At 36.3% G+C, this 21,000-nt stretch carries 25 protein-coding genes; all 25 read left to right on the forward strand.

The features are described 5' to 3' along the window. Nucleotide 1: 1 nt before the first annotated feature. The 25 genes from flgC (at nucleotide 2) to AC3G7N_RS03835 (ending at nucleotide 20,999) form a co-directional block, all read left to right on the forward strand. Nucleotides 2-457 (forward strand): flagellar basal body rod protein FlgC, encoded by a 456-nt coding sequence (gene flgC / locus AC3G7N_RS03715; protein ID WP_489420792.1) that lies wholly within the window; start codon nucleotides 2-4, stop codon nucleotides 455-457. Between the two features lie 19 nt (nucleotides 458-476). Continuing rightward, nucleotides 477-779 carry a flagellar hook-basal body complex protein FliE gene (gene fliE / locus AC3G7N_RS03720; RefSeq protein ID WP_489420793.1) on the forward strand — a complete coding sequence of 101 codons (303 nt, stop codon included), beginning with the start codon at nucleotides 477-479 and terminating at the stop codon, nucleotides 777-779. A gap of 65 nt (nucleotides 780-844) precedes the next feature. After that, on the forward strand, nucleotides 845-2,440 hold the full coding sequence (gene fliF / locus AC3G7N_RS03725) for a flagellar basal-body MS-ring/collar protein FliF (protein ID WP_489420794.1): 1,596 nt from the start codon (nucleotides 845-847) through the stop codon (nucleotides 2,438-2,440). Between the two features lie 12 nt (nucleotides 2,441-2,452). Beyond that, complete coding sequence (gene fliG, locus AC3G7N_RS03730) at nucleotides 2,453-3,466, forward strand: flagellar motor switch protein FliG (protein ID WP_489420795.1); 1,014 nt, start codon at nucleotides 2,453-2,455, stop codon at nucleotides 3,464-3,466. Further along, nucleotides 3,459-4,235 (forward strand): flagellar assembly protein FliH, encoded by a 777-nt coding sequence (gene fliH / locus AC3G7N_RS03735; RefSeq protein ID WP_489420796.1) that lies wholly within the window; start codon nucleotides 3,459-3,461, stop codon nucleotides 4,233-4,235. Before fliG ends, fliH begins: the two co-directional genes overlap by 8 nt. Next, entirely contained in the window at nucleotides 4,232-5,551 is a 1,320-nt protein-coding gene (fliI, locus tag AC3G7N_RS03740) for a flagellar protein export ATPase FliI (RefSeq protein WP_489420797.1), read from the forward strand. Before fliH ends, fliI begins: the two co-directional genes overlap by 4 nt. Then, nucleotides 5,551-5,997, forward strand: a complete 447-nt coding sequence (fliJ, locus tag AC3G7N_RS03745; protein ID WP_489420798.1) for a flagellar export protein FliJ — start codon at nucleotides 5,551-5,553, stop codon at nucleotides 5,995-5,997. The genes fliI and fliJ overlap by 1 nt, the downstream gene beginning before the upstream one ends. A gap of 5 nt (nucleotides 5,998-6,002) precedes the next feature. Next, nucleotides 6,003-6,611 carry a MotE family protein gene (locus AC3G7N_RS03750; RefSeq protein ID WP_489420799.1) on the forward strand — a complete coding sequence of 203 codons (609 nt, stop codon included), beginning with the start codon at nucleotides 6,003-6,005 and terminating at the stop codon, nucleotides 6,609-6,611. Between the two features lie 50 nt (nucleotides 6,612-6,661). Beyond that, on the forward strand, nucleotides 6,662-7,930 hold the full coding sequence (locus tag AC3G7N_RS03755; protein ID WP_489420800.1) for a flagellar hook-length control protein FliK: 1,269 nt from the start codon (nucleotides 6,662-6,664) through the stop codon (nucleotides 7,928-7,930). A gap of 9 nt (nucleotides 7,931-7,939) precedes the next feature. Continuing rightward, on the forward strand, nucleotides 7,940-8,440 hold the full coding sequence (gene flgD / locus AC3G7N_RS03760) for a flagellar hook assembly protein FlgD (protein ID WP_489420801.1): 501 nt from the start codon (nucleotides 7,940-7,942) through the stop codon (nucleotides 8,438-8,440). A 2-nt stretch (nucleotides 8,441-8,442) separates the two neighbouring features. Next, the gene (locus tag AC3G7N_RS03765; RefSeq protein WP_489420802.1) at nucleotides 8,443-8,820 is read left to right on the forward strand and encodes a TIGR02530 family flagellar biosynthesis protein; all 378 of its coding nucleotides are present in this window, start codon (nucleotides 8,443-8,445) and stop codon (nucleotides 8,818-8,820) included. A gap of 84 nt (nucleotides 8,821-8,904) precedes the next feature. Continuing rightward, nucleotides 8,905-9,699, forward strand: coding sequence for a flagellar basal body rod protein FlgG (gene flgG / locus AC3G7N_RS03770; protein WP_489420803.1), 795 nt, complete (start codon nucleotides 8,905-8,907; stop codon nucleotides 9,697-9,699). Between the two features lie 59 nt (nucleotides 9,700-9,758). After that, on the forward strand, nucleotides 9,759-9,977 hold the full coding sequence (locus AC3G7N_RS03775) for a flagellar FlbD family protein (protein ID WP_489420804.1): 219 nt from the start codon (nucleotides 9,759-9,761) through the stop codon (nucleotides 9,975-9,977). Continuing rightward, nucleotides 9,970-10,392 (forward strand): flagellar basal body-associated protein FliL, encoded by a 423-nt coding sequence (gene fliL, locus AC3G7N_RS03780; protein WP_489420805.1) that lies wholly within the window; start codon nucleotides 9,970-9,972, stop codon nucleotides 10,390-10,392. The genes AC3G7N_RS03775 and fliL overlap by 8 nt, the downstream gene beginning before the upstream one ends. A gap of 35 nt (nucleotides 10,393-10,427) precedes the next feature. Beyond that, on the forward strand, nucleotides 10,428-11,423 hold the full coding sequence (gene fliM, locus AC3G7N_RS03785; protein ID WP_489420806.1) for a flagellar motor switch protein FliM: 996 nt from the start codon (nucleotides 10,428-10,430) through the stop codon (nucleotides 11,421-11,423). After that, on the forward strand, nucleotides 11,413-12,564 hold the full coding sequence (gene fliY, locus AC3G7N_RS03790; protein ID WP_489420853.1) for a flagellar motor switch phosphatase FliY: 1,152 nt from the start codon (nucleotides 11,413-11,415) through the stop codon (nucleotides 12,562-12,564). Before fliM ends, fliY begins: the two co-directional genes overlap by 11 nt. A 22-nt stretch (nucleotides 12,565-12,586) precedes the next feature. Beyond that, nucleotides 12,587-12,949 (forward strand): response regulator, encoded by a 363-nt coding sequence (locus AC3G7N_RS03795; RefSeq protein ID WP_489420807.1) that lies wholly within the window; start codon nucleotides 12,587-12,589, stop codon nucleotides 12,947-12,949. Between the two features lie 76 nt (nucleotides 12,950-13,025). Continuing rightward, nucleotides 13,026-13,610 (forward strand): flagellar biosynthetic protein FliO, encoded by a 585-nt coding sequence (fliO, locus tag AC3G7N_RS03800; protein WP_489420808.1) that lies wholly within the window; start codon nucleotides 13,026-13,028, stop codon nucleotides 13,608-13,610. Then, nucleotides 13,603-14,268 carry a flagellar type III secretion system pore protein FliP gene (fliP, locus tag AC3G7N_RS03805; RefSeq protein ID WP_489420809.1) on the forward strand — a complete coding sequence of 222 codons (666 nt, stop codon included), beginning with the start codon at nucleotides 13,603-13,605 and terminating at the stop codon, nucleotides 14,266-14,268. Before fliO ends, fliP begins: the two co-directional genes overlap by 8 nt. Nucleotides 14,269-14,302: 34 nt before the next feature. Next, nucleotides 14,303-14,572: a flagellar biosynthesis protein FliQ gene (fliQ, locus tag AC3G7N_RS03810; RefSeq protein ID WP_089532563.1), complete on the forward strand. Its 270-nt coding sequence runs from the start codon at nucleotides 14,303-14,305 to the stop codon at nucleotides 14,570-14,572. Nucleotides 14,573-14,575: 3 nt separating this feature from the next. Next, nucleotides 14,576-15,355, forward strand: coding sequence for a flagellar biosynthetic protein FliR (fliR, locus tag AC3G7N_RS03815; RefSeq protein ID WP_489420810.1), 780 nt, complete (start codon nucleotides 14,576-14,578; stop codon nucleotides 15,353-15,355). Between the two features lies 1 nt (nucleotide 15,356). Beyond that, nucleotides 15,357-16,436 (forward strand): flagellar biosynthesis protein FlhB, encoded by a 1,080-nt coding sequence (gene flhB, locus AC3G7N_RS03820; RefSeq protein ID WP_489420811.1) that lies wholly within the window; start codon nucleotides 15,357-15,359, stop codon nucleotides 16,434-16,436. Nucleotides 16,437-16,982: 546 nt separating this feature from the next. Then, nucleotides 16,983-19,016, forward strand: coding sequence for a flagellar biosynthesis protein FlhA (gene flhA, locus AC3G7N_RS03825; RefSeq protein ID WP_489420812.1), 2,034 nt, complete (start codon nucleotides 16,983-16,985; stop codon nucleotides 19,014-19,016). After that, complete coding sequence (flhF, locus tag AC3G7N_RS03830) at nucleotides 19,013-20,143, forward strand: flagellar biosynthesis GTPase FlhF (RefSeq protein WP_489420813.1); 1,131 nt, start codon at nucleotides 19,013-19,015, stop codon at nucleotides 20,141-20,143. The genes flhA and flhF overlap by 4 nt, the downstream gene beginning before the upstream one ends. Continuing rightward, on the forward strand, nucleotides 20,136-20,999 hold the full coding sequence (locus AC3G7N_RS03835; protein WP_489420814.1) for a MinD/ParA family protein: 864 nt from the start codon (nucleotides 20,136-20,138) through the stop codon (nucleotides 20,997-20,999). The genes flhF and AC3G7N_RS03835 overlap by 8 nt, the downstream gene beginning before the upstream one ends. Nucleotide 21,000: the final 1 nt, after the last annotated feature.

Here is a 21,000-nt window from a genome sequence, read left to right on the forward strand (position 1 = left end):
GATGTCAATTTTTGGAGCATTAAATTCAAGTGCTAGTGCACTCACAGCTCAAAGATTACGAATGGACGTTGTCTCATCTAATATTGCTAATGCACAAACAACACGAGCAACTGTGAATGAAAACGGGGAGGTTGAACCATATAGAAGAAAAATGGTTGTTCTTGAACCAAAAGATGGTAGCTTCCAATCCTTTCTACATAAAGCATCTAACACACCATCAACTGAATCTGGTGGTGTGAAGGTTTCCAAAATTGCAGAAGATGAATCTCCATTTAAATTGGCTTTTAACCCAACTCATCCTGATGCGAATGAAGAAGGCTATGTACAACTGCCAAATGTTGACCCTTTACAGGAAATGGTAGATTTAATGAGTGCAACACGTTCATATGAAGCTAATGTAACTGCGTTAAATGCAACAAAAAATATGTTGTTAAAAGCATTAGAAATCGGAAAGTAATCAAAGGGAGTGAAAATACATGAGCCAGTTTATAAACGGAGTATCCAATACCATACTACCTGTCAATACGAACGACAAACTTATATCTCCAGGAAATGCACAGGCGAATTTTGCAGATAATTTAAAAACAGCAATAGAAAATGTGAATAAATCACAAGTAACATCTAATCAAAAAACGGAAGCCTTTGCACGTGGTGAAATAGAAAATCTTCATGATGTAATGATTGCTTCACAAAAAGCTAGCGTTACTTTAGAAACATCCGTACAAGTTCAACGAAAAGTAATTGATGCTTACAACGAGATAATGCGTATGCAAGTATAAAATTATTTTTTATTGCAGGTGTTTAATACTTACTATTATTTTTTTGGAATTTGGCGGGGGAATATATGAAAGAAAACATGTTAAAAATGAGGGATTCGGCCAAATCTTTTTGGATGAAGCGATCGAAAAGTCAAAAAGGTATCTTTTTGGGTTCAATAGGTATAGTTGTTTTTCTAATTATAGGGTTGTCACTTTTTTCAACCAAAACAAATCTGGTGCCATTATACAATAAATTATCCTTACAAGAAGTAGGTCAAATTAAAACAGAGTTAGATGCAAGAGGAATTCAATATGCGCTTGAAGATGGTGGTACTGCCATAACTGTCCCAGAAACAGAGGTAAATAATTTATTAGTCGACTTAGCAGGACAAGGCATTCCGAGTAGCGGGAATATTGATTACTCATTCTTCAGTCAGAATGCATCTTGGGGTATTACAGATAATGAGTTTAGCATGATAAAGCTGGATGCTATGCAAACAGAACTGGCTAACTTAATCAAAGGTGTTCAAGGAATTGAAGATGCTAAAGTTATGATTAACATGCCTAAGGATCCTGTTTTTGTAAGTGATGCAGGACAACTGGCAAGTGCTTCCATAGTGGTTAACACACAACCTGGACATAAGTTTCAGGGAAATCAGATTGAGACGCTCTATCATTTAGTTTCAAAAGCAGTTCCTAAATTACCACCGGAAAATATTGTGATTATGAATCAGTACTTTGAATACTTTGATCGGGATGCCCAAAATGTTGGAAATAATCAAGATGTTTATACATATCAGCAATCGGTAAAGAAAGATATCGAACTCGACATTAGAAGAAGATTACAACAAATGCTAGGAGCCATGGTCGGACCAGAAAATGTAATCGTATCCGTGACATCAGATATTGATTTCACCAATGAAAAACGAGTAGAAGAGATTGTCGAACCAGTAGATTTAGAAACAATGGAAGGTCTACCAGTAAGTATTGAAACTGTTCACGAGACCTATTCTGGTAATCCAGCTGTTGAAGGTGGAGTTGTGGGAACAGGAGATGAAGATATTCCTGGGTACCAAGCAACACAAAATGGAGATGGTGATTACGAACTAGTAAAAGAAACGATTAATAACGAGTATAATAAAATACGAAAAGAAATTGTCGAAAGTCCATACAAAATTAGAGACTTAGGTATACAAGTTGCCGTAGACAATGTAAAAAGCCGTGAAGGTAATCAGGTTAATTACTTATCGGAACCAGACATAACGGAAGTGCAAGAAGGAATATCCTCTATTCTTAATTCTATCGTAACAACATCAGTTGATGCTGAATATGGAGAAGTACAACCAGAAGAGAAAGTTTCAATTGTTTTTCAAGAGTTTAGTGAGAGCACAAAACTTCCTGAAACGACAGCACCTACAATCCCATTATGGATGTACATTGCTGGGGGCGTGTTGTTACTAATTATCGTCTTCTTAGTAGTAATGTTAATGCGTAATAAAAAAGATTCGAAAGAAGAGATTGTGGAGGATCCGACTGTTACAGAGACATCGATGGAACTCCCTGAAATGAATCAGGAAAAGGATTCAGAATCTGTTGTTCGAAGAAAGCAATTAGAAAAAATGGCAAAAGAAAAACCAGAAGAATTTGCAAAATTGTTACGCAGTTGGATAGTGGAGGATTAGGAGGATTTTAATATGACACGAACTAAATCAACATTAACAGGGAAGCAAAGAGCAGCAATTTTATTAATATCCCTGGGTCCTGATGTATCCGCACAAGTGTATAAACATTTGTCAGAAGAAGAAATAGAAAAAATAAGTCTGGAAATCTCATCAGTAAAGAAAGTTGAATCGAAACTAAAAGAAGATGTATTAGATCAATTTCACCAAATTGCCCTTGCTCAAGATTTTATTTCACAAGGAGGGATTGGTTACGCGAAGACAGTTTTAGAAAAAGCTTTCGGAAAGCAGGAAGCGTCAAGCATCATCAACCGACTCACTTCTTCCGTCCAAGTAAAACCATTCGATTTCGCCCGAAATGCTGACCCTCAGCAGGTATTAAATTTTATACAAAGTGAGCATCCGCAAACCATTGCGCTTGTTTTATCTTATTTGGACCCGGAACAAGCTGGACAAATATTATCAGCGCTTCCTCAAGAAATGCAAGCAGATATAGCAAAACGTATCGCAACAATGGATTCCACTTCACCTGAAATTATAAGCCAGGTTGAGCAAGTTCTGGAACGAAACATTTCTTCCTCACTAACCGAGGATTATACACAAACTGGTGGAATTCAATCGGTCGTTGAAGTACTAAACGGTGTGGACCGCAGTACAGAGAGAACTATTTTAGACGCTTTGGAAATACAGGACCCAGAGTTAGCAGATGAAATTAAAAAACGAATGTTTGTTTTTGAAGACATTGTAATTCTAGACAATCGTGCTATACAACGCGTGATCCGTGAAGTAGAAAATGAAGATCTAAGACTTTCCCTTAAAGTATCAAGCGATGAAGTTAAAGAGCTTGTGTTTAAAAATATGTCACAACGTATGGCTGAAACATTTAAAGATGAAATGGAATATATGGGTCCAGTACGTCTGCGAGATGTAGAGGAGGCACAGTCCAGAATTGTAGCCGTAATCCGTCGACTAGAAGAAATTGGAGAAATTGTTATTGCCCGTGGTGGAGGTGACGATATTATTGTCTAGTAATAACTCGCAACATTCGTATCGTAATACGCAAAAACAAAAACAAATAAAGATTAGACCAATTGAGCTTTTTAATAGAAGACCAACTGAATTTCCCAATACTGAGACTATTGACGATGAACTGATTGCCAAACAAACCAAGCTGGAAGAACTAACCCACCATATAGATCAGATCAAACACCAAAGTGAAACATTACTTATGAATACACAAAAAACGGTTGAGCTTGAAAAGGGAAATTGGGAAGAAGAGAAGCAACAACTTATAAAAGAAACAAAGGAATTAGGATATAAAGAGGGATTTGCTTCTGGTAAAGAAGAGAGTATAAATCATTACAATGAATTATTAAATAAAACAAATGATATAGTTGATTCTGCTAAAAAAGACTATCATGCACTTTTGGAGAGTAGTGAGGAAGTTATATTAAAGCTAGCAATCCGGTCTGCTGAAAAAATTATACATAGCAAACTTGAAGATAAGCCTGAACTATTTATTCACATTGTGAAAGCAGCCATAAACGACATCAAGGAGCAATCGAGCATATCTATATACGTACATCCAGATAATTATCAAATAGTATTAAGCCAAAAAGATGAGCTAAATAAATTACTCGAATCAGATTCAAAGCTATCAATTTATGTAAAAGATGGTATGGAAATTAATAATTGTCTGATTGAACATCCTTTTGGGCGAATTGATGCAAGCATTGATACGCAGCTTAAACAACTACGTGCTCTTTTGCATGAAGTGAATCTGGAGAATAAACAATGAAGATTGAGCAATATATAGAGGCAATTGAACAAGCAAATATATATAAACGATTTGGCAAGGTATTGCGTGTAGTCGGATTAATGATAGAGTCCCGTGGCCCAGAAGCTAATATAGGCGAGGTTTGCTATATTCATAGTTCCGCATCAAATAATAAGCCTATCCTTGCTGAAGTTGTAGGTTTTAACAATGAAAAGATTATTCTTATGCCATATTCAGCCTTAACTGAACTTGGTCCCGGTTGTTTAGTTGAATCAACTGGTAAACCATTAACGATTAAAATTGGACGAGGGTTGATCGGAAAAGTAGTCGATTCAATAGGTAAACCATTAGATGAATCTAACTTACCAAAAGGGTTATCTAACTTTACAACCGAACAATCACCACCAAATCCATTGTCAAGACCGAGAATCACCGAACCTTTCCAAGTTGGCGTGAAAGCAATTGACTCTTTATTGACTGTAGGAAAAGGGCAACGAATCGGTATATTTGCTGGAAGTGGTGTTGGTAAAAGTACACTACTTGGTATGATTGCCAGAAATAGTGGTGCAGATATTAATGTGATTGCTTTAATCGGAGAACGCGGTAGAGAGGTAAGGGAATTTATAGAAAAAGACCTAGGTGAAGAAGGTTTAAAAAAATCTATTGTAATAGTAGCAACATCTGACCAACCTGCACTTATGCGAATAAAAGGCGCTTATACAGCGACGGCAATAAGTGAATATTTTAGAGATCTAGGTTATCAAGTCAATTTGATGATGGATTCTGTAACCCGAGTTGCAATGGCTCAACGGGAAGTCGGTTTAGCAACAGGAGAACCACCCACAACAAAAGGCTATACTCCATCGGTATTTGCTATGCTTCCAAAATTATTGGAAAGAACTGGCACGAGTGTTAACGGGACGATTACTGCTTTTTATACTGTTTTAGTAGATGGCGATGACATGAATGAACCGATAGCTGACACGGTAAGAGGTATTCTCGATGGTCATTTTGTGCTTGATAGAAGATTGGCAGAACAGGGACAATTTCCAGCGATCAATGTATTAAAATCTATTAGTCGAGTAATGACGCAAATAGCTACTAAAGAGCATCTTGAAACAGCTCAACAAATTAGATCACTGCTAGCAACCTATGAAGAAAATAGTGAATTAATTCAAATTGGTGCATATAAACGTGGTACAGATCATGAGATTGACCGGGCTATTGCATTTCATCCAAAGATCCGAGGATATTTAAAACAAGGTACATTGGAGTACTTATCTTTACACGAATCTATTAAGCGTATGCAGATTCTGCTTTCAGGAGGCATTGGTTAATGGCTGAAATAGTAGCATTATCAAAAATACTTAATGTAAGAGAAAGAGAAAAACATGATGCACAAAAAAATTATCGTCAATCAATCGAATATTTTGAGGGTGTTGCAACCCGACTATATACATTACTCAAAAAGAAAGAAACTGCCGAAGAGATCCAGGAAGATTATCTACAAAACACAATACCTATAGACAAAATAAGAGAGCAAATTACATACATTGAAAATTTAAACAAACAAATTTTACAACTGCAACGAGAAGTCCAGACTGCCAGAACAGAAATGGAAGCAAAGCAAGTTAAACTCACAGATGCACATGTTGAGGTGAAGAAGTTCGAAAAAATAATTACGTATCGTAAACAGGAACAAGCAGAACAAATGCAAAAAAACGAAAAAATATTTATGGATGAACTATCTGTTCAGCAATACTTAAATCAAAAAAATAGGTGAATAACATGGCTAAAAACTCCGAAAAGCAATCAAAAACAAAATCAAATCCTATCCTTTGGTTTTTGTTTGCTATTGTTGTTCCGTTAATCGTGGCAATAACAATTGTTATGATTATTTTTACAGTAGCTGGATTTAATGTAATGGATTGGGCAAAAAGTACTGGCAATAATATTCCGGTTATTTCATCTGTAATATCAACAGATGAAGAAAAGAGCGAACAGCGTACAGAATTGTCCTTTAAGGATAAAATCGCTGACAAGGACGAGGAAATTGGTGTACTAAAAACAAATGTAACAAACTTGGAAGAGACGGTGGATCAGCTAGAACAAGAAATTGTTAAGTTGGAAAATGCTGAAGAAACGGAGTCGAATGATGAAAAAAACCTAGCGACTCCGGTTGAAGTTAAAGAAGATAATCAATTAAAATCGATGATTGCATCTTTTGAACAGATGGATACAGAACAAACCGCACTTATCCTACAAAGCTTAGAAGAGGATATGGTAATTGCAATATTAAAAGGTGTACCAGAGGATGTGCGTGCAGGAATTTTTGAAGAAATGGAACCGGAAATAGCTGCACAATACACAAAGGCTTATCTGAATAGTGCTGAATAACTTTCAACACTTGAAAGGGGGTGGAAAAAATAAATATAACCGGAATGCCTATGCCTATTCAACTACAATTACGAGCACCTATATCACGTGAAAAGATACCAGGTGAATTAGTAAATGTATTTAAAGGATTATTACTGAATGAAAAGCAACCTAACACATCTGCAGGAAACACAGGTAATCAACTAAAAGCACAAAGTCCAAACGATTTGGTAAAGAGTTTATTTGCTGACCTACCAGATGAATTAAAAGATAAGCTTGACGCGGTACTTAAAGAACCAGAAGATGTAGACCATACGCTTGAAGGAATGAATTTAAGTGCAGACAAACTTCAGCAGTTGAAAGTTATTCTGGACAATATAACTAAGGCTGACAGTAAACAATTTCAAATGGAAACTCAAGTAATTGTACCAAGCATAAGTACAACGGTTATTCCAATCAATATAAAAGAAATCGAACAACAACTTGTTGAATTAGGAAAGAAAGCTGAATCATTATTATCGGGTATCATAAATCAGAGCAACATTGCTAAGATTGCTTCAGAGATCCAAGGTCTTTTAGAGCAATGGACGGGTCTAGAGAAAAAGTTGGCTGGTATTAAAGAAAGTACTGTGCTAGTAGGGAAGCAATTTAATCTAAGTGGGACAAAGGTCGATGCTGTATGGCGGGAATTAGTAAATGCATACCAAAAAAGGAATCAATTTGTGACATCACAGCAATATAACACAAATGCAAAGGTAACAAATTCTGATGTAGCAAAATGGATTGATAAAGCTCTGGTGCAGCATAGTATTTCTGAACCTGTTTCAGTTAATCAAGTTGCCCCTTCATCAATGGCGATATCCAGGGTGGAACAATATGTTATTCACTTAAAACAATCACAAAATACACAAAGCACAGGAAAACAGTTGGTAGATAAGTTTCAAGAAGTGATGAATACAAGCAATTTTCGTGCGTTGAACAATGGTACAACTCAACTATCGATTGCGCTACGTCCAGCTAATCTAGGGGAAATGATGGTTAAACTAACCCAGATCAATGGTGAGATGACAGTTAAAATTATTGTGGCATCTGCCGCTGCTCAAGACATGTTAGAGTCGAACATGCATCAACTTAAACACCTGTTTTCACCGCAACAGGTTGTGATTGAAAAGCAAGATATTAATACACAGACGCAAAATATGCAACATGACAAAGATCAAGAATCCATGAATAAAGACGATCAAAGTCAACCTGAACACTCCCATCAAGATGAACAGAAACAACCAAACGATGATTTTGAAAAATCCTTTCATGAAATTTTAATGAATGAGAAAGTGTAGGTGGTAGATATGACTAAAATCGATCCATCGTATTATTTACAAAACCAAACAAATTCAAGACAACCAAGTCCTGAACTTGGCAAGGAAGAATTTTTACAGATTTTAATGACTCAGTTGCAAAATCAGGACCCGACAAATCCAATGGACGATCGGGAATTCATTTCTCAAATGGCTTCATTTTCATCGTTAGAACAAATGATGAATATGACCCAATCGATTGACACTTTGGTGCAAAGTCAGTTGGTTTCCCCGGTAATTAAATATAGTCATATGATTGGTAAAGAAGTTTCTTATCAAAATTATGAGGAAGAAACCGGTGAAAAATTAGGTATTGAATCAAGTAATGTTATAGCAGTAAGTCAGCAAGAAGGATGGGCAATTCTCGAGTTAGAAAATGGAAAAAAAATTTTTGCTGATGCTATTTTACAAATTAGTGATCCGAATGCCAATCTTGGTGATGCAAATGAAGTTAAGGTAGAGGGGCCAGATAAAACAGAAGGAAGTGAATAAATATGGATCATCGCATCCATCAGACACAGTCACAATCCTTGCAATTTCCGAATGTAAACAAACCCTTATCTAAACAACAATCTACATCAATTAATTTTAAAGACATGTTAGTTGATGCACAGACGGTTAAGGTTAGCAAACATGCAAAAGAACGATTACAGGAAAGAAACATTACGATTAATGATAAGCAATGGCAGACAATAACAGAAAAAATGGTGGAAGCGAGAAACAAAGGGATTACTGATTCACTTGTTGTAACCAATAATGCAGCTCTACTGGTTAGTACAAAAAACCATACAGTCGTAACAGCAATGAACCGAGAAGAGGCAACAAACAAAATTTTCACGAATATAAATGGAACAATTTTGATTAACGAATAGGCTGGACTCAGGTACTGGGAGGCCACAGAAGCTGTTGACTGAATGATACAGCTTACTACACTACCAATGAAGGGATGAATGAATATGTTACGTTCAATGTATGCAGGGATTTCGGGGATGAAGGGGTTTCAAGCGAAATTAGATGTTATTGGTAACAATATTGCAAACGTAAATACAGTAGGATTTAAAAAAGGAAGAGTAACGTTCCAAGACATGATGAGTCAAATGTCGTCTGGTGCTCAGGGTCCAACCGCTGCACGTGGTGGTATAAACGCAGCACAAATCGGTTTGGGATCACAATTAGGATCAATTGACAATATTCATACACAAGGATTTCGTCAAACGACAAACAATCCTCTAGATTTAGCATTAGAGGGAGATGGAATGTTCGCACTGGAGGCAAATGGTGAAACTTTGTATACACGTGCCGGTAATTTCTACTTAGACAATGAGGGCAGTATTGTGAATGCAGATGGATATTATTTAGTGGGAGCTGATGGGAATTCACCATTAACTATTCCTGATTCTGCACAAAGCTTTAGTATCCAGACAAATGGAACGGTAACTTATATAGATGCTGCCGGTGAGACTCAAACAGAGGGGCAGATTGGAATAGCAAGTTTCTCAAACCCTGCTGGACTACAAAAAGCTGGTAGTAACCTCTTTTTAAATTCGGAAAACGCTGGTTTTACGGGATTGGCAGTACCTGAAGCGGATGGCGCTGCATCCGTCATTAGTGGTTCACTAGAAATGTCTAATGTCGACTTAGCCGAGGAGTTCACCGAAATGATTACCGCACAACGAGGATTCCAGGCAAACACGAGAATTATTACTACATCTGATGAAATATTACAGGAACTTGTAAATCTAAAACGATAGATGAGGAGGTAGGGGATGTTGCGCTGTATATATCTACAGGCACATCCCCCCACCATATTATGATTCAATTAACCAGGTTAAACAATGATGTGTTTACATTAAATGCTATTATGATTGAACAAATACAATCGCATCCAGATACAACGATCACCTTAATTAATGGTAAGAAGATGGTAGTAAAAGAGCCGGAAAAAGAGGTTGCAAGCTTAGTTTCAAGTTTTTATCGTAAACTTGGAATCAGGGAATGTGTAAAAGGGATAGGTGATGCAAATGGGTAGCAGATTAGTTAAAACAATGGTTACTTCATTAATCATTTTATTGCTTGGTGGAGTAATTGCATTAGTTGTTGTCTTAAATGTGTCTGGAGACGATAAAAACGGTGATGCTCAATCGATAGATGAAATTGTCGAACACTCCTATCAAACATCTGAAATAACCACAGACCTAGAGGATGGAAGCTTTGTACGTATTCAGTTCCAAATAGTAACAGATAGTAAAGATGCAAAAGAAGAAATAGCGAAAAGAGAATTTCAACTTAAAAATATCCTTATAAAGGAATTATCAAAAATGAGTGCTGAGGATTTCAAATCTGGACTTGGTAATTTAGAGGATGTTTTACAACTGAAAGTTAACGAAGTAATGACAGATGGAAAGATTACCAATGTCTATACAATTAGTAAGATTTTACAATAACTATAATTACTCCATTATGGAGGTGAGGGTTTTACGTGGAAGAAGTACTATCACAAAACGAGATTGATGCATTGTTATCGGCTATTTCAACTGGTGAAATGGATGCTGATGAATTAAAAAAAGAAGAAAAAGAGAAGAAAGTTCGAGTCTATGATTTTAAAAGGGCGTTACGCTTCTCTAAAGACCAGGTTAGAAGTATATCTAGGATTCACGAAAATTATGCCCGGTTATTAACGACATTCTTTTCAGCACAATTAAGAACTTATGTAAATATATCTGTTGCATCCGTTGATCAAATCCCATATGAAGAATTTATTCGTTCTGTACCTAAGATGACCGTTTTAAATATATTTAGTGTTGCACCTTTAGAAGGTCGTATTCTTATGGAGGTGAATCCAAACATTGCGTATGGCATGTTGGATAGAGTCTTAGGGGGAAAAGGGAACAGTGTAAATAAGGTAGACAACTTAACCGAAATTGAAACGTTGTTGATGTCACAACTCTTTGAAAAGGCTGTTGTTAATTTGCAGGAAGCATGGGCATCGTTAATAGAAATTGATCCAGTCTTGGAAGACTTTGAGGTGAATCCGCAGTTTTTACAAATGGTTTCTCCTAATGAAACAGTTATTATTGTATCGTTAAACACTACAATCGGAGAAGCAAGTGGTTTGATTAATATTTGTATCCCGCACATTGTGCTTGAACCAATTATTCCGAAGTTATCTGTTCACTATTGGATGCAAACGACAACAAAAAATAGAGATCCAGAAACTTATAGCAAGCTTACAGAAAATATTAAACTGGCAAAGGTAGAAGCGAAAACATTATTAGGTGAAACAACGATTAGCATCAATCAATTTTTGAACCTACAAAGAAACGACATCATTGGTTTAAACCAGTCTATTGACGATCCATTAACTTTAGAAATCAATAATGAACCTAAGTTTTATGTCCAGCCCGGTAAATTAAAAAATAAAATTTCAGTACAAGTATTAGAAGAAATTGAAGGGGGAAACAGGGATAATGAATGATGGCATGCTTTCCCAAGATGAAATAGATGCACTTTTAAAAGTAGGGTCAGATGACGACGAGATTGAAAGCCCTATACAGGATATCGAGATCTCGAATTACTTAACTAGCATAGAAGAAGACACACTTGGTGAAATTGGTAATATTTCGTTTGGAAGTTCTGCAACCACACTTTCTACGTTATTAAATCAAAAGGTTGAGATTACAACACCTCAAGTCTCTGTAATCAGGCAAGAAGATCTAACTAGTGAATTTACCTTTAACCACGTTAGTGTTGAGGTGAAATATGTAGAAGGATTTATTGGTCAAAACGTTTTCGTTATTAAATCGGAAGACGCATCTATCATTTCTGATATCATGCTTGGAGGAGATGGAACGAATCCATCAGAAGAATTAAATGATATCCATATTAGCGCTGTACAAGAAGCCATGAACCAGATGATGGGCGCCGCTGCAACTAGTATGTCGACGATCTTTAAAAAGAAAGTCGATATCTCACCACCAATTATCAAACAACAGAATGGTGAAACCAACGTGGATGGTGAACTAGATGGAAACGATAACGTTTTTGTCAAAGTTTCCTTTCAACTAAAGGTAGGAACATTAATTGATTCAAATATTATGCAATTAATCCCAATCCCTTTTGCAAATCAACTAGTTGATGAGTTAATGAAAAATGCACAAGAAGAAACAAACGAACCGCAGTCTGCTGCTTTAGAACAGATAGAAAAACAAGGCAGTACGGAGCAAAATCATAAGGGTCGGGAAGAGATTCCACAGTCTAAACAGCAATATTTAGGTGAAAATGTTAACCAATCCCCAAATAATGTACACCAAGCCACATTCTCAACATTTGACCAAGTTGGACTCAGTGAAAACAACCAACGAAACCTTGATTTACTTTTGGATATTCCATTAAAGGTTACCGTAGAACTTGGACGTACAAAAAGAACAATTAAAGATATATTGGATTTATCATCAGGATCAATTATTGAATTAGATAAGTTAGCTGGTGAGCCAGTGGACATATTCGTTAATGAAAAATTAATCGCAAAAGGTGAGGTAGTTGTAATTGATGAGAACTTCGGGGTTCGCTTAACAGACATCATAAGTCAGTCAGAAAGGCTTATGAAACTTAAATAGAAAACTAATGGGGGAAAACATAATGGGACAACGTATTCTAATCGTAGATGATGCAGCATTCATGCGTATGATGATAAAAGATATTTTAAGTAAGAATGGCTTTGAGGTAGTAGGTGAAGCACAAGATGGCGCAGAGGCCATTGAAAAATATAATGATTTAAAACCAGATTTAGTAACAATGGACATTACAATGCCTGAAATGGATGGAATTACTTCATTAAAAAAAATAAAAGAGGCAAATCCTCAAGCTAAAATAATAATGTGTTCTGCAATGGGACAACAAGCTATGGTGATTGATGCTATACAGGCTGGAGCGAAGGATTTTATCGTTAAACCATTCCAAGCCGACCGGGTAATAGAAGCAATACAAAAGGCTTTAAGTTAAGAAGCGAGTGAATATGTTGTTGAAAAAAATAAGTATTTGTATCTGTTTAATAATATGCTTTTCAAGTTCAGTTTTAATGTCAGAGGCTTTGGCTGCGGCACCAAATGCTAAGGAATGTATAGACGGAAATATGAATTGTGGTGAGTTGGAAAATGAAGATTCTGGTGGAGCAAATATAGGTGCTAGTGAAGACGAAAATGGATCAATAGTATTTGATTTAATAAAAATGGTTTTTGCTTTACTTCTTGTATTAGCACTTATTTATTTATTGTTAAAATTTTTGAATAAACGAAATAAAATATTTCAACAAGTAAAGGCGTTAGAAAATATCGGCGGAATTTCAGTTGGACAAAATAAGTCGATACAAATTATTCGTATCGGAAGCAAACTCTATGTTGTCGGTGTTGGTGATAATGTTGAATTGTTACACGAAATTACAAGTGAGGATGAAAAAGAAGAATTATTACATATAAATCAAACGAACGAGTTCCAACCTGGTTCACTCATCACGTCTTTATTTCAGCAAAAGAAAAGTGTTAATTCAACCAGGCAAACGAAAAAGGAATTTAAAAACCTTTTCATAACAGAGCTTGATAAGTTAAAAAGTGGTCGAAAAAAAATGATTAATCACCATAAACGAAAAGGTGATAAGCATGAATGAATTTATAAATATGTTTTCTGACTCAGATCCAGCATCTGTTGCAACATCGGTGAAATTGTTATTATTATTAACCGTTCTATCTCTTGCTCCGAGTATATTGATTTTAATGACTAGTTTCACACGTATTATTATTGTATTATCCTTTGTTCGAACATCACTCGCAACACAGTCCATGCCTCCGAATCAGGTGCTTATTGGACTTGCTTTGTTTTTAACATTTTTTATTATGGCACCAACATTTAATGAGGTTAATGAGGAAGCACTTCAGCCACTTTTCAATGAAGAAATATCCTTAGATGAGGCTTATGATCGTGCAAGTGCACCAATGAAAGACTTTATGGCAGCTCATACGAGACAAAAGGACTTAGCATTGTTCATGAATTATGCAGAAATGGAAAAGCCTGAAACAGTGCAGGATATACCGATGACTACACTTGTACCTGCATATGCAATTAGCGAACTGAAAACTGCCTTTCAAATGGGTTTTATGATTTTCGTACCATTTTTAATTATTGATATGGCTGTCGCAAGTGTTCTAATGTCGATGGGGATGATGATGTTACCACCAGTCATGATCTCGCTGCCATTTAAAATATTACTATTTGTATTAGTGGATGGCTGGTATCTCATAACCCATTCATTATTAGAGGGATTTTAATGAATATCATGTGTTCTTTAAGGGGTAGACTTTAATGAGTAGTGAGTTTGTCTTAACACTAGCAGAAAAAGGCATTTATACGATATTACTTGTATCCGGTCCATTGCTAATATTAGCACTGGCGATTGGATTGTTGGTAAGTATCTTTCAAGCAACAACTCAAATACAAGAACAAACACTTGCATTTATTCCGAAAATTGTGGCTGTTTTTGTTGGTTTGATATTTTTTGGACCTTGGATGTTAACGAAAATGGTTGAGTTTACAGCTGATTTATTTCAAAACTTAAATCAGTTTGTCGGGTAGATTATGCTAGATATTATTAATCTTGCAAGTATTCCCGCTTTTTTACTAATATTTGTTCGAGTAACAGCCTTTTTTGTTGCATTACCACTGTTTTCCTATAAAACCATACCAACTCACTTTAAAATAGGGTTTAGTTTTTTTCTAGCGTTTATTATGTTTTATACAGTCGATTCACCTCTTATTCCGATTGATGGAACGTTTATACTTTTGCTTGCCAAGGAAGCAATTATCGGATTGTTTATTGGCCTCCTTGCTTATATTATATTGTCAGCAATTCAAATTGCCGGCGGGTTGATTGATTTTCAAATGGGGTTTGCAATTGCAAACGTCATTGATCCGCAAACAGGAGCACAAAGCCCTTTAACTGGACAATACTTTTATATTATTGCTCTATTGTTTTTATTATCGGTAAACGGACACCATTTGTTAATAGATGGAATCTTTTATAGTTATAATTTGATTCCAATAGACGCTTATGTACCTTTTCAGAATGAATCACTCGTTAATTTTATTATTGAAACTTTTAATAAGATGTTTCTAATTGCATTTCAAATGGCAATTCCGATAGTAGGTTGTTTATTTTTAGTTGATGTTGCACTTGGGATTATTGCAAGAACTGTTCCACAACTAAACGTGTTTGTTGTCGGATTGCCTCTAAAAATATTAGTAAGTTTTATCGCAATTTTATTTTTTTTAAGTTTATATATGGTTTTAGTGAAAAGCTTATTTGAGACAACTTTTGATGCAATGCATGGTTTAATGCGGCTAATGGGAGGTGCTTAACATGCAATTAAAATTGAATCTTCAATTTTTTGCAGGTGAAAAGACGGAAAAGGCAACTCCCAAGAAAAGGCAAGATTCCAGAAAAAAAGGACAAGTAGCAAAAAGTCAGGATATCAACACTGCATTTCTATTATTTTTTTGCTTTTTAATTTTATTTGTTTTTGGCGATAGCATGGGAACGAGTATGACTGCGTTATACAAAACTGCTTTTACTGAATATATTCAATGGGATCTCACGGAGAGCAGTGTACACCAAATTTTTGTAGAGGGAACAATCGAAATGGCAAAAATTATTGCTCCTATTATGGGAATCGCTATTGTTGCTGGCTTAGCAGCTAACTTTACTCAAATTGGGTTTTTATTTACAACAGAGCCGTTGAAAATAGATTTGAAAAAGATGGATCCTATCCAGGGTGCAAAGAGAATTTTTTCCGCACGCGCTTTAGTAGAACTGGCGAAATCATTAGTAAAGATTGTGTTCATTGGTGTTATAACATTTTGGGTGATTTGGGCATTTAAAGACGAAATGATGATGCTTTCATTTAAAACTGTAGAAAGTGCTTTAGCCTTTTTTGGAAACAGTACAATAATAATGGGTGTTACAGCAGCTTTCACACTATTATTTATCGCGGTTTTTGACTATGCCTATCAAAAGTTCGATTTTGAGAAAAGTATTAAAATGTCAAAGAACGATATAAAGGATGAATATAAAAATATAGAAGGCGATCCATTAATAAAGTCGAAAATCAAGGAAAAGCAACGCCAAATGGCAGCTAGACGGATGATGAGCGAGGTCCCAACTGCTGATGTAGTCATTACAAATCCAACTCATTATGCAATAGCTATAAAATATGATGAAAGTAAGGCTAGTGCACCTTTTGTAGTAGCTAAAGGTGCAGATCACACTGCACTTCGAATCAAAGAAATTGCTAAGAGTAGTGACGTTATGACGATTGAAAACAGACAATTGGCACGCGCGCTCTATGGCGCGATAGAAATCGGTAATAGTATTCCTGAGGAGTATTATCAAGCGGTTGCGGAAGTATTAGCATATGTTTATCGATTAGAGAAAAAGGTTTAGCAAAAAGGCTCTTTTAGTTAGGCTGTTTTCGTATAGTTTGTTGTTCATACCACCGAAGTTGATATAAAATGCGACATAACATACCGCTCCGGAAATACAATGCGAAGTGACTGCTGGTTATTTTCCGCTGCGGACCGTTGCTTTCCGCGGGCACGGCTTCAGCCTCCTCGCGGAAGACCACCGCTGCGGGGTCTTCAGACTCGTGCTGTTCCCGCAGGAGTCAACGGTCCTCCGCTCCAAACAACTGCCAAAATAGCGGAAAACATGCTCTAATCAATAAAGTGATTACGACCGTTGCATTATTGGACCCCACGCTAGCGAAGGAAAAACACGGAGACTCCTGCGGGAACAGCGAAGACGATGAGACCCCGCAGTGAGCGGTCTTTGCGATCGAGGAGGCTCATCGCGAGCCCGCGGAAAGCGTAGTGTTTTTCCGCAGCGGTCGTAGGGAAACAAACATGATTTATAGTTACGTCGCAGTTTATAGACTTTGTGCCAAAAAACAATAATCTTTTAGAAAACAGCCTAGCAAAAGGGGTTACATATATGAAAGCAAGAGATTTATCGGTATTATTAGGCGTAATTTTAATCATTGCAATGTTAGTCGTCCCACTACCTGGATGGCTATTAAGCATACTTATTTTGTGTAATATTATTCTGGCACTCATTGTTATCTTAGTATCTATGAATACACAAGATGCATTACAATTTTCTATTTTCCCGTCATTATTATTGTTATTAACCTTATTTCGTTTAGCGTTAAACGTATCGACGACTAGATCTATTCTTTCCGATGGTGAGGCAGGGGGAGTAGTAGAAACGTTTGGATCATTCGTAATTGGAGATAACCCATTGGTTGGTTTTGTTGTGTTTATTATCTTAGTTATTATCCAATTCTTGGTGATTACAAAAGGTGCTGAACGTGTATCTGAAGTTGGTGCTAGATTTTCCTTAGATGCAATGCCTGGGAAACAAATGAGCATTGACGCTGACTTAAACGCCGGCCTAATTTCGGAACAACAGGCAAAGGAACGACGTGAAAAAGTAGAAAGAGAAGCAGATTTCCACGGAGCAATGGATGGAGCGAGTAAATTCGTTAAGGGAGACGCAATCGCAGGAATTATAATTGTACTTATTAACATTGTATTTGGACTGATTATTGGTATGGTTCAAATGGGGATGTCTTTTCCAGAAGCGTTGAATACATTTATGCGTTTAACTGTTGGTGATGGATTGGTAAGTCAAATTCCGGCATTATTAATTGCAACAGCTACTGGTATAATTGTGACACGTGCCTCATCAAAGGGCAATTTAGGTAGTGATGTTTCTGGACAATTATTGCAATATCCTAAACTACTTTTCATTGCAGCTGGAGCAATTTTTTTACTTGGTTTAACCCCGATTAACTTTTTATTAACAACTACATTAGCTGGGTTATTAGTACTTAGTGGTTATTTGCTTCTAAAACAAGATGAAAAAGTGGAGGAACCTGATGCAGAAGAAGAGGAACAATCAGAAAGCTCTGCGATGAAGTCACCTGAAAACGTGGTAAGTCTATTAAATATGGATCCAATAGAATTTGAATTTGGGTACGCACTCATTCCGTTGGTAGATGCCAGTCAGGGTGGTGATCTGCTTGACAGGGTTATCATGATCCGCCGCCAGCTAGCTATCGAGTTAGGTATTGTCATACCAGTAGTGCGCATTCGCGATAATATCCAACTAAATCCGAATGAATACCGATTAAAAATTAAAGGTAATGAGGTCGCCTTTGGTGAGCTTTTACTAGATCACTATTTGGCAATGACACCCGGAATAAATGACGATAGCCTAGAGGGGATAGATACAAATGAGCCTGCATTTGGGCTACCCGCTAAGTGGATTAGCGAGGAAGTAAAAGATGAGGCAGAATTGTCTGGGTTTACTGTAGTCGATCCGCCTTCTGTAGTCTCTACACATATCACGGAAGTAATTAAAAAGCATGCACATATTTTATTAGGTCGTCAGGAAACAAAGCAATTAATTGATCATTTGAAAGAAAACTATCCAATATTAGCAGACGAAGTAACCCCAGAGCCGCTCTCGTTTGGAGACGTACAAAAAGTATTAGCAAAACTATTGAAAGAAAATGTTTCTATTCGTAATCTACCAATAATTTTTGAAACATTAGCGGATTTTGCGAAAATGACCAATGATACGGAACTACTGGCTGAATACGCTAGACAATCATTATCACCGCAAATCACAAGACAATATGCAACAGATGATATGTCATTAAAAGTTATTACCGTTTCAGCAGCTGTTGAAAAAATGATAGCAGAGAATATTCAACAAACAGAACATGGTAACTATTTATCATTGGATCCAGAATCACAGCAATTAATCATTAAAACAGTAAATGAAGAGGTAGAGAGAATAGCATTGCAAGAGGATACAGCCATTTTGTTATGTTCCCCTGCGATCCGGATGTATATGAAGCAATTAGTTGAACGATTTTTACCGCAAGTCGTTGTATTATCATACAACGAGCTAGAACCAACCGTTCAAGTTCAAAGTGTAGGAGTGGTGAACGTAGCATGAAAGTAAAGAAATATGTAGCGGCAACAATGCCTGAGGCAATGCATCAAATTCGTAAAGAACTCGGCGCAGATGCGGTCATTTTAAATTCAAAAGAGGTAAGGAATGGTAGCTTTTTTGGGTTATTTAAAAAAAGAAATATTGAAGTAATCGCTGCACTTGACCCACAACCGACGAAACCTAAACCGGTAGTAAATAATGAATCATCTGATAGAAGTTCACGCAAAAAAATTCAAATCGATCAATCAGCAAAAGATAAAAATGTACTAAGTGAAATTAAGCAATTAAAGAAATTACTCGAAGTACAAAACCAACTAGTTAAAACAAACTTTACTTCACAATATAATCTAGTTTATCAACACTTAATTGACCAGGAAGTTTTTGAATCATTGGCATCTAAAGTAGTCCAGACAGTCATCGATCAACACGCAAATAATAATGGTAGCGAACCAGAACAGCATGTTATTTTTCAGGATACAATGAAGGAAATCACAAATCAACTTTCTATTCTTTCATTTGAGGGGATAACATACAACAAGAAAATCATTCATTTCGTTGGACCGACAGGGGTAGGGAAAACAACTACAATTGCCAAGGTTGCTGCTGACAGTGTATTGAACGATCAAAAAAAAGTCGCTTTTATCACTGCAGACACGTATCGAATTGCTGCCATTGATCAATTAAAAACATATGCCAAAATATTGGATGTGCCTATAGAGGTTGCTTATGATATTAAAGACTATAAAGAAGCTGTTAAGAAGTTTACAAGTTATGATTTGATACTTGTTGATACTGCGGGACGTAATTTTCGAGACTCGAAATATGTACATGAATTGAAACAAAGCATTGATTTTAATGACGAAATTGAAACGTATCTTGTTTTATCACTGACAGCAAAACCAAATGATTTACAGAAAATCAGTGAACAATTTCAACATATTCCAATAAAAGCGTTCATTTTTACTAAAATCGATGAGACAAGACAATATGGTAGCATGCTTAACATAGCACTCCATAACCAAATTGGAGTTGCCTACATGACAAATGGTCAAGATGTACCTGATGATTTAGTTAAACCCTCACCTGTGAAAATTAGTGAATATATAGTGGGTGCATACCGTGATGAATGATCAAGCTATGAATTTGCGACGCAAACTTCAGTATTCCAAAGACCCAAGGCAAGCTAAAACAGTTTCTATTGTTAGTGGAAAAGGGGGAGTAGGGAAGTCCAACTTTGCAATAAATTTTTCACTGGAACTTTTAGGAACAGGTAAAAAAGTGCTGTTAGTGGATTTGGATGTCGGAATGGGTAATATTGATATTTTGCTAGGATTAAATGCAAAAAAAACTATTGTAGATATGTTTGACCAACAGTTAAAGATTCATGAAATTATTGAACACGGACCTAATAATCTTGCCTTTATCGCAGCTGGAAATGGTCTTTCTAATTTCTTTACATTGGACGATGATAAAAAAGATTATTTTCTGGAACAGTACAATGAATTAGTCAAGATGTATGATTATATTATTTTTGACATGGGGGCAGGTGCCTCGAAGGAAAGTTTATTTTTCATAGTGGCTTCAGATGAGTGCATCGTTATTACTACACCTGAGCCTACATCCATAACTGATGCATATGGCATGATTAAACATATTGTAAACAATCATGGAAAAATGCCGATATACGTGGTAATGAATCGTTCGTTAACCTATAAAGTTGGTAAAAAAGCACTAGAGCGATTTCAACGTGTTATTTCCCGGTTTCTAACTATTGAAACTCACCAAATGGGTATCCTGCCAGATGATCGTATCGTTTCAACTGCAGTAATAAGGCAAATACCATACAGCATTCTAAATGAAAACGCCGCTATTTCAAAAGCAATCAAACAAATTGTAGTAAATTATTTGCAAAACGCAAATACAACAAACAAAAAAGAGACCAGTTCATTCGTTCAAAGGTTGAAGCGATTACTGGTTGAGAGGTGAA

The organism is Virgibacillus carmonensis, from assembly GCF_057836705.1.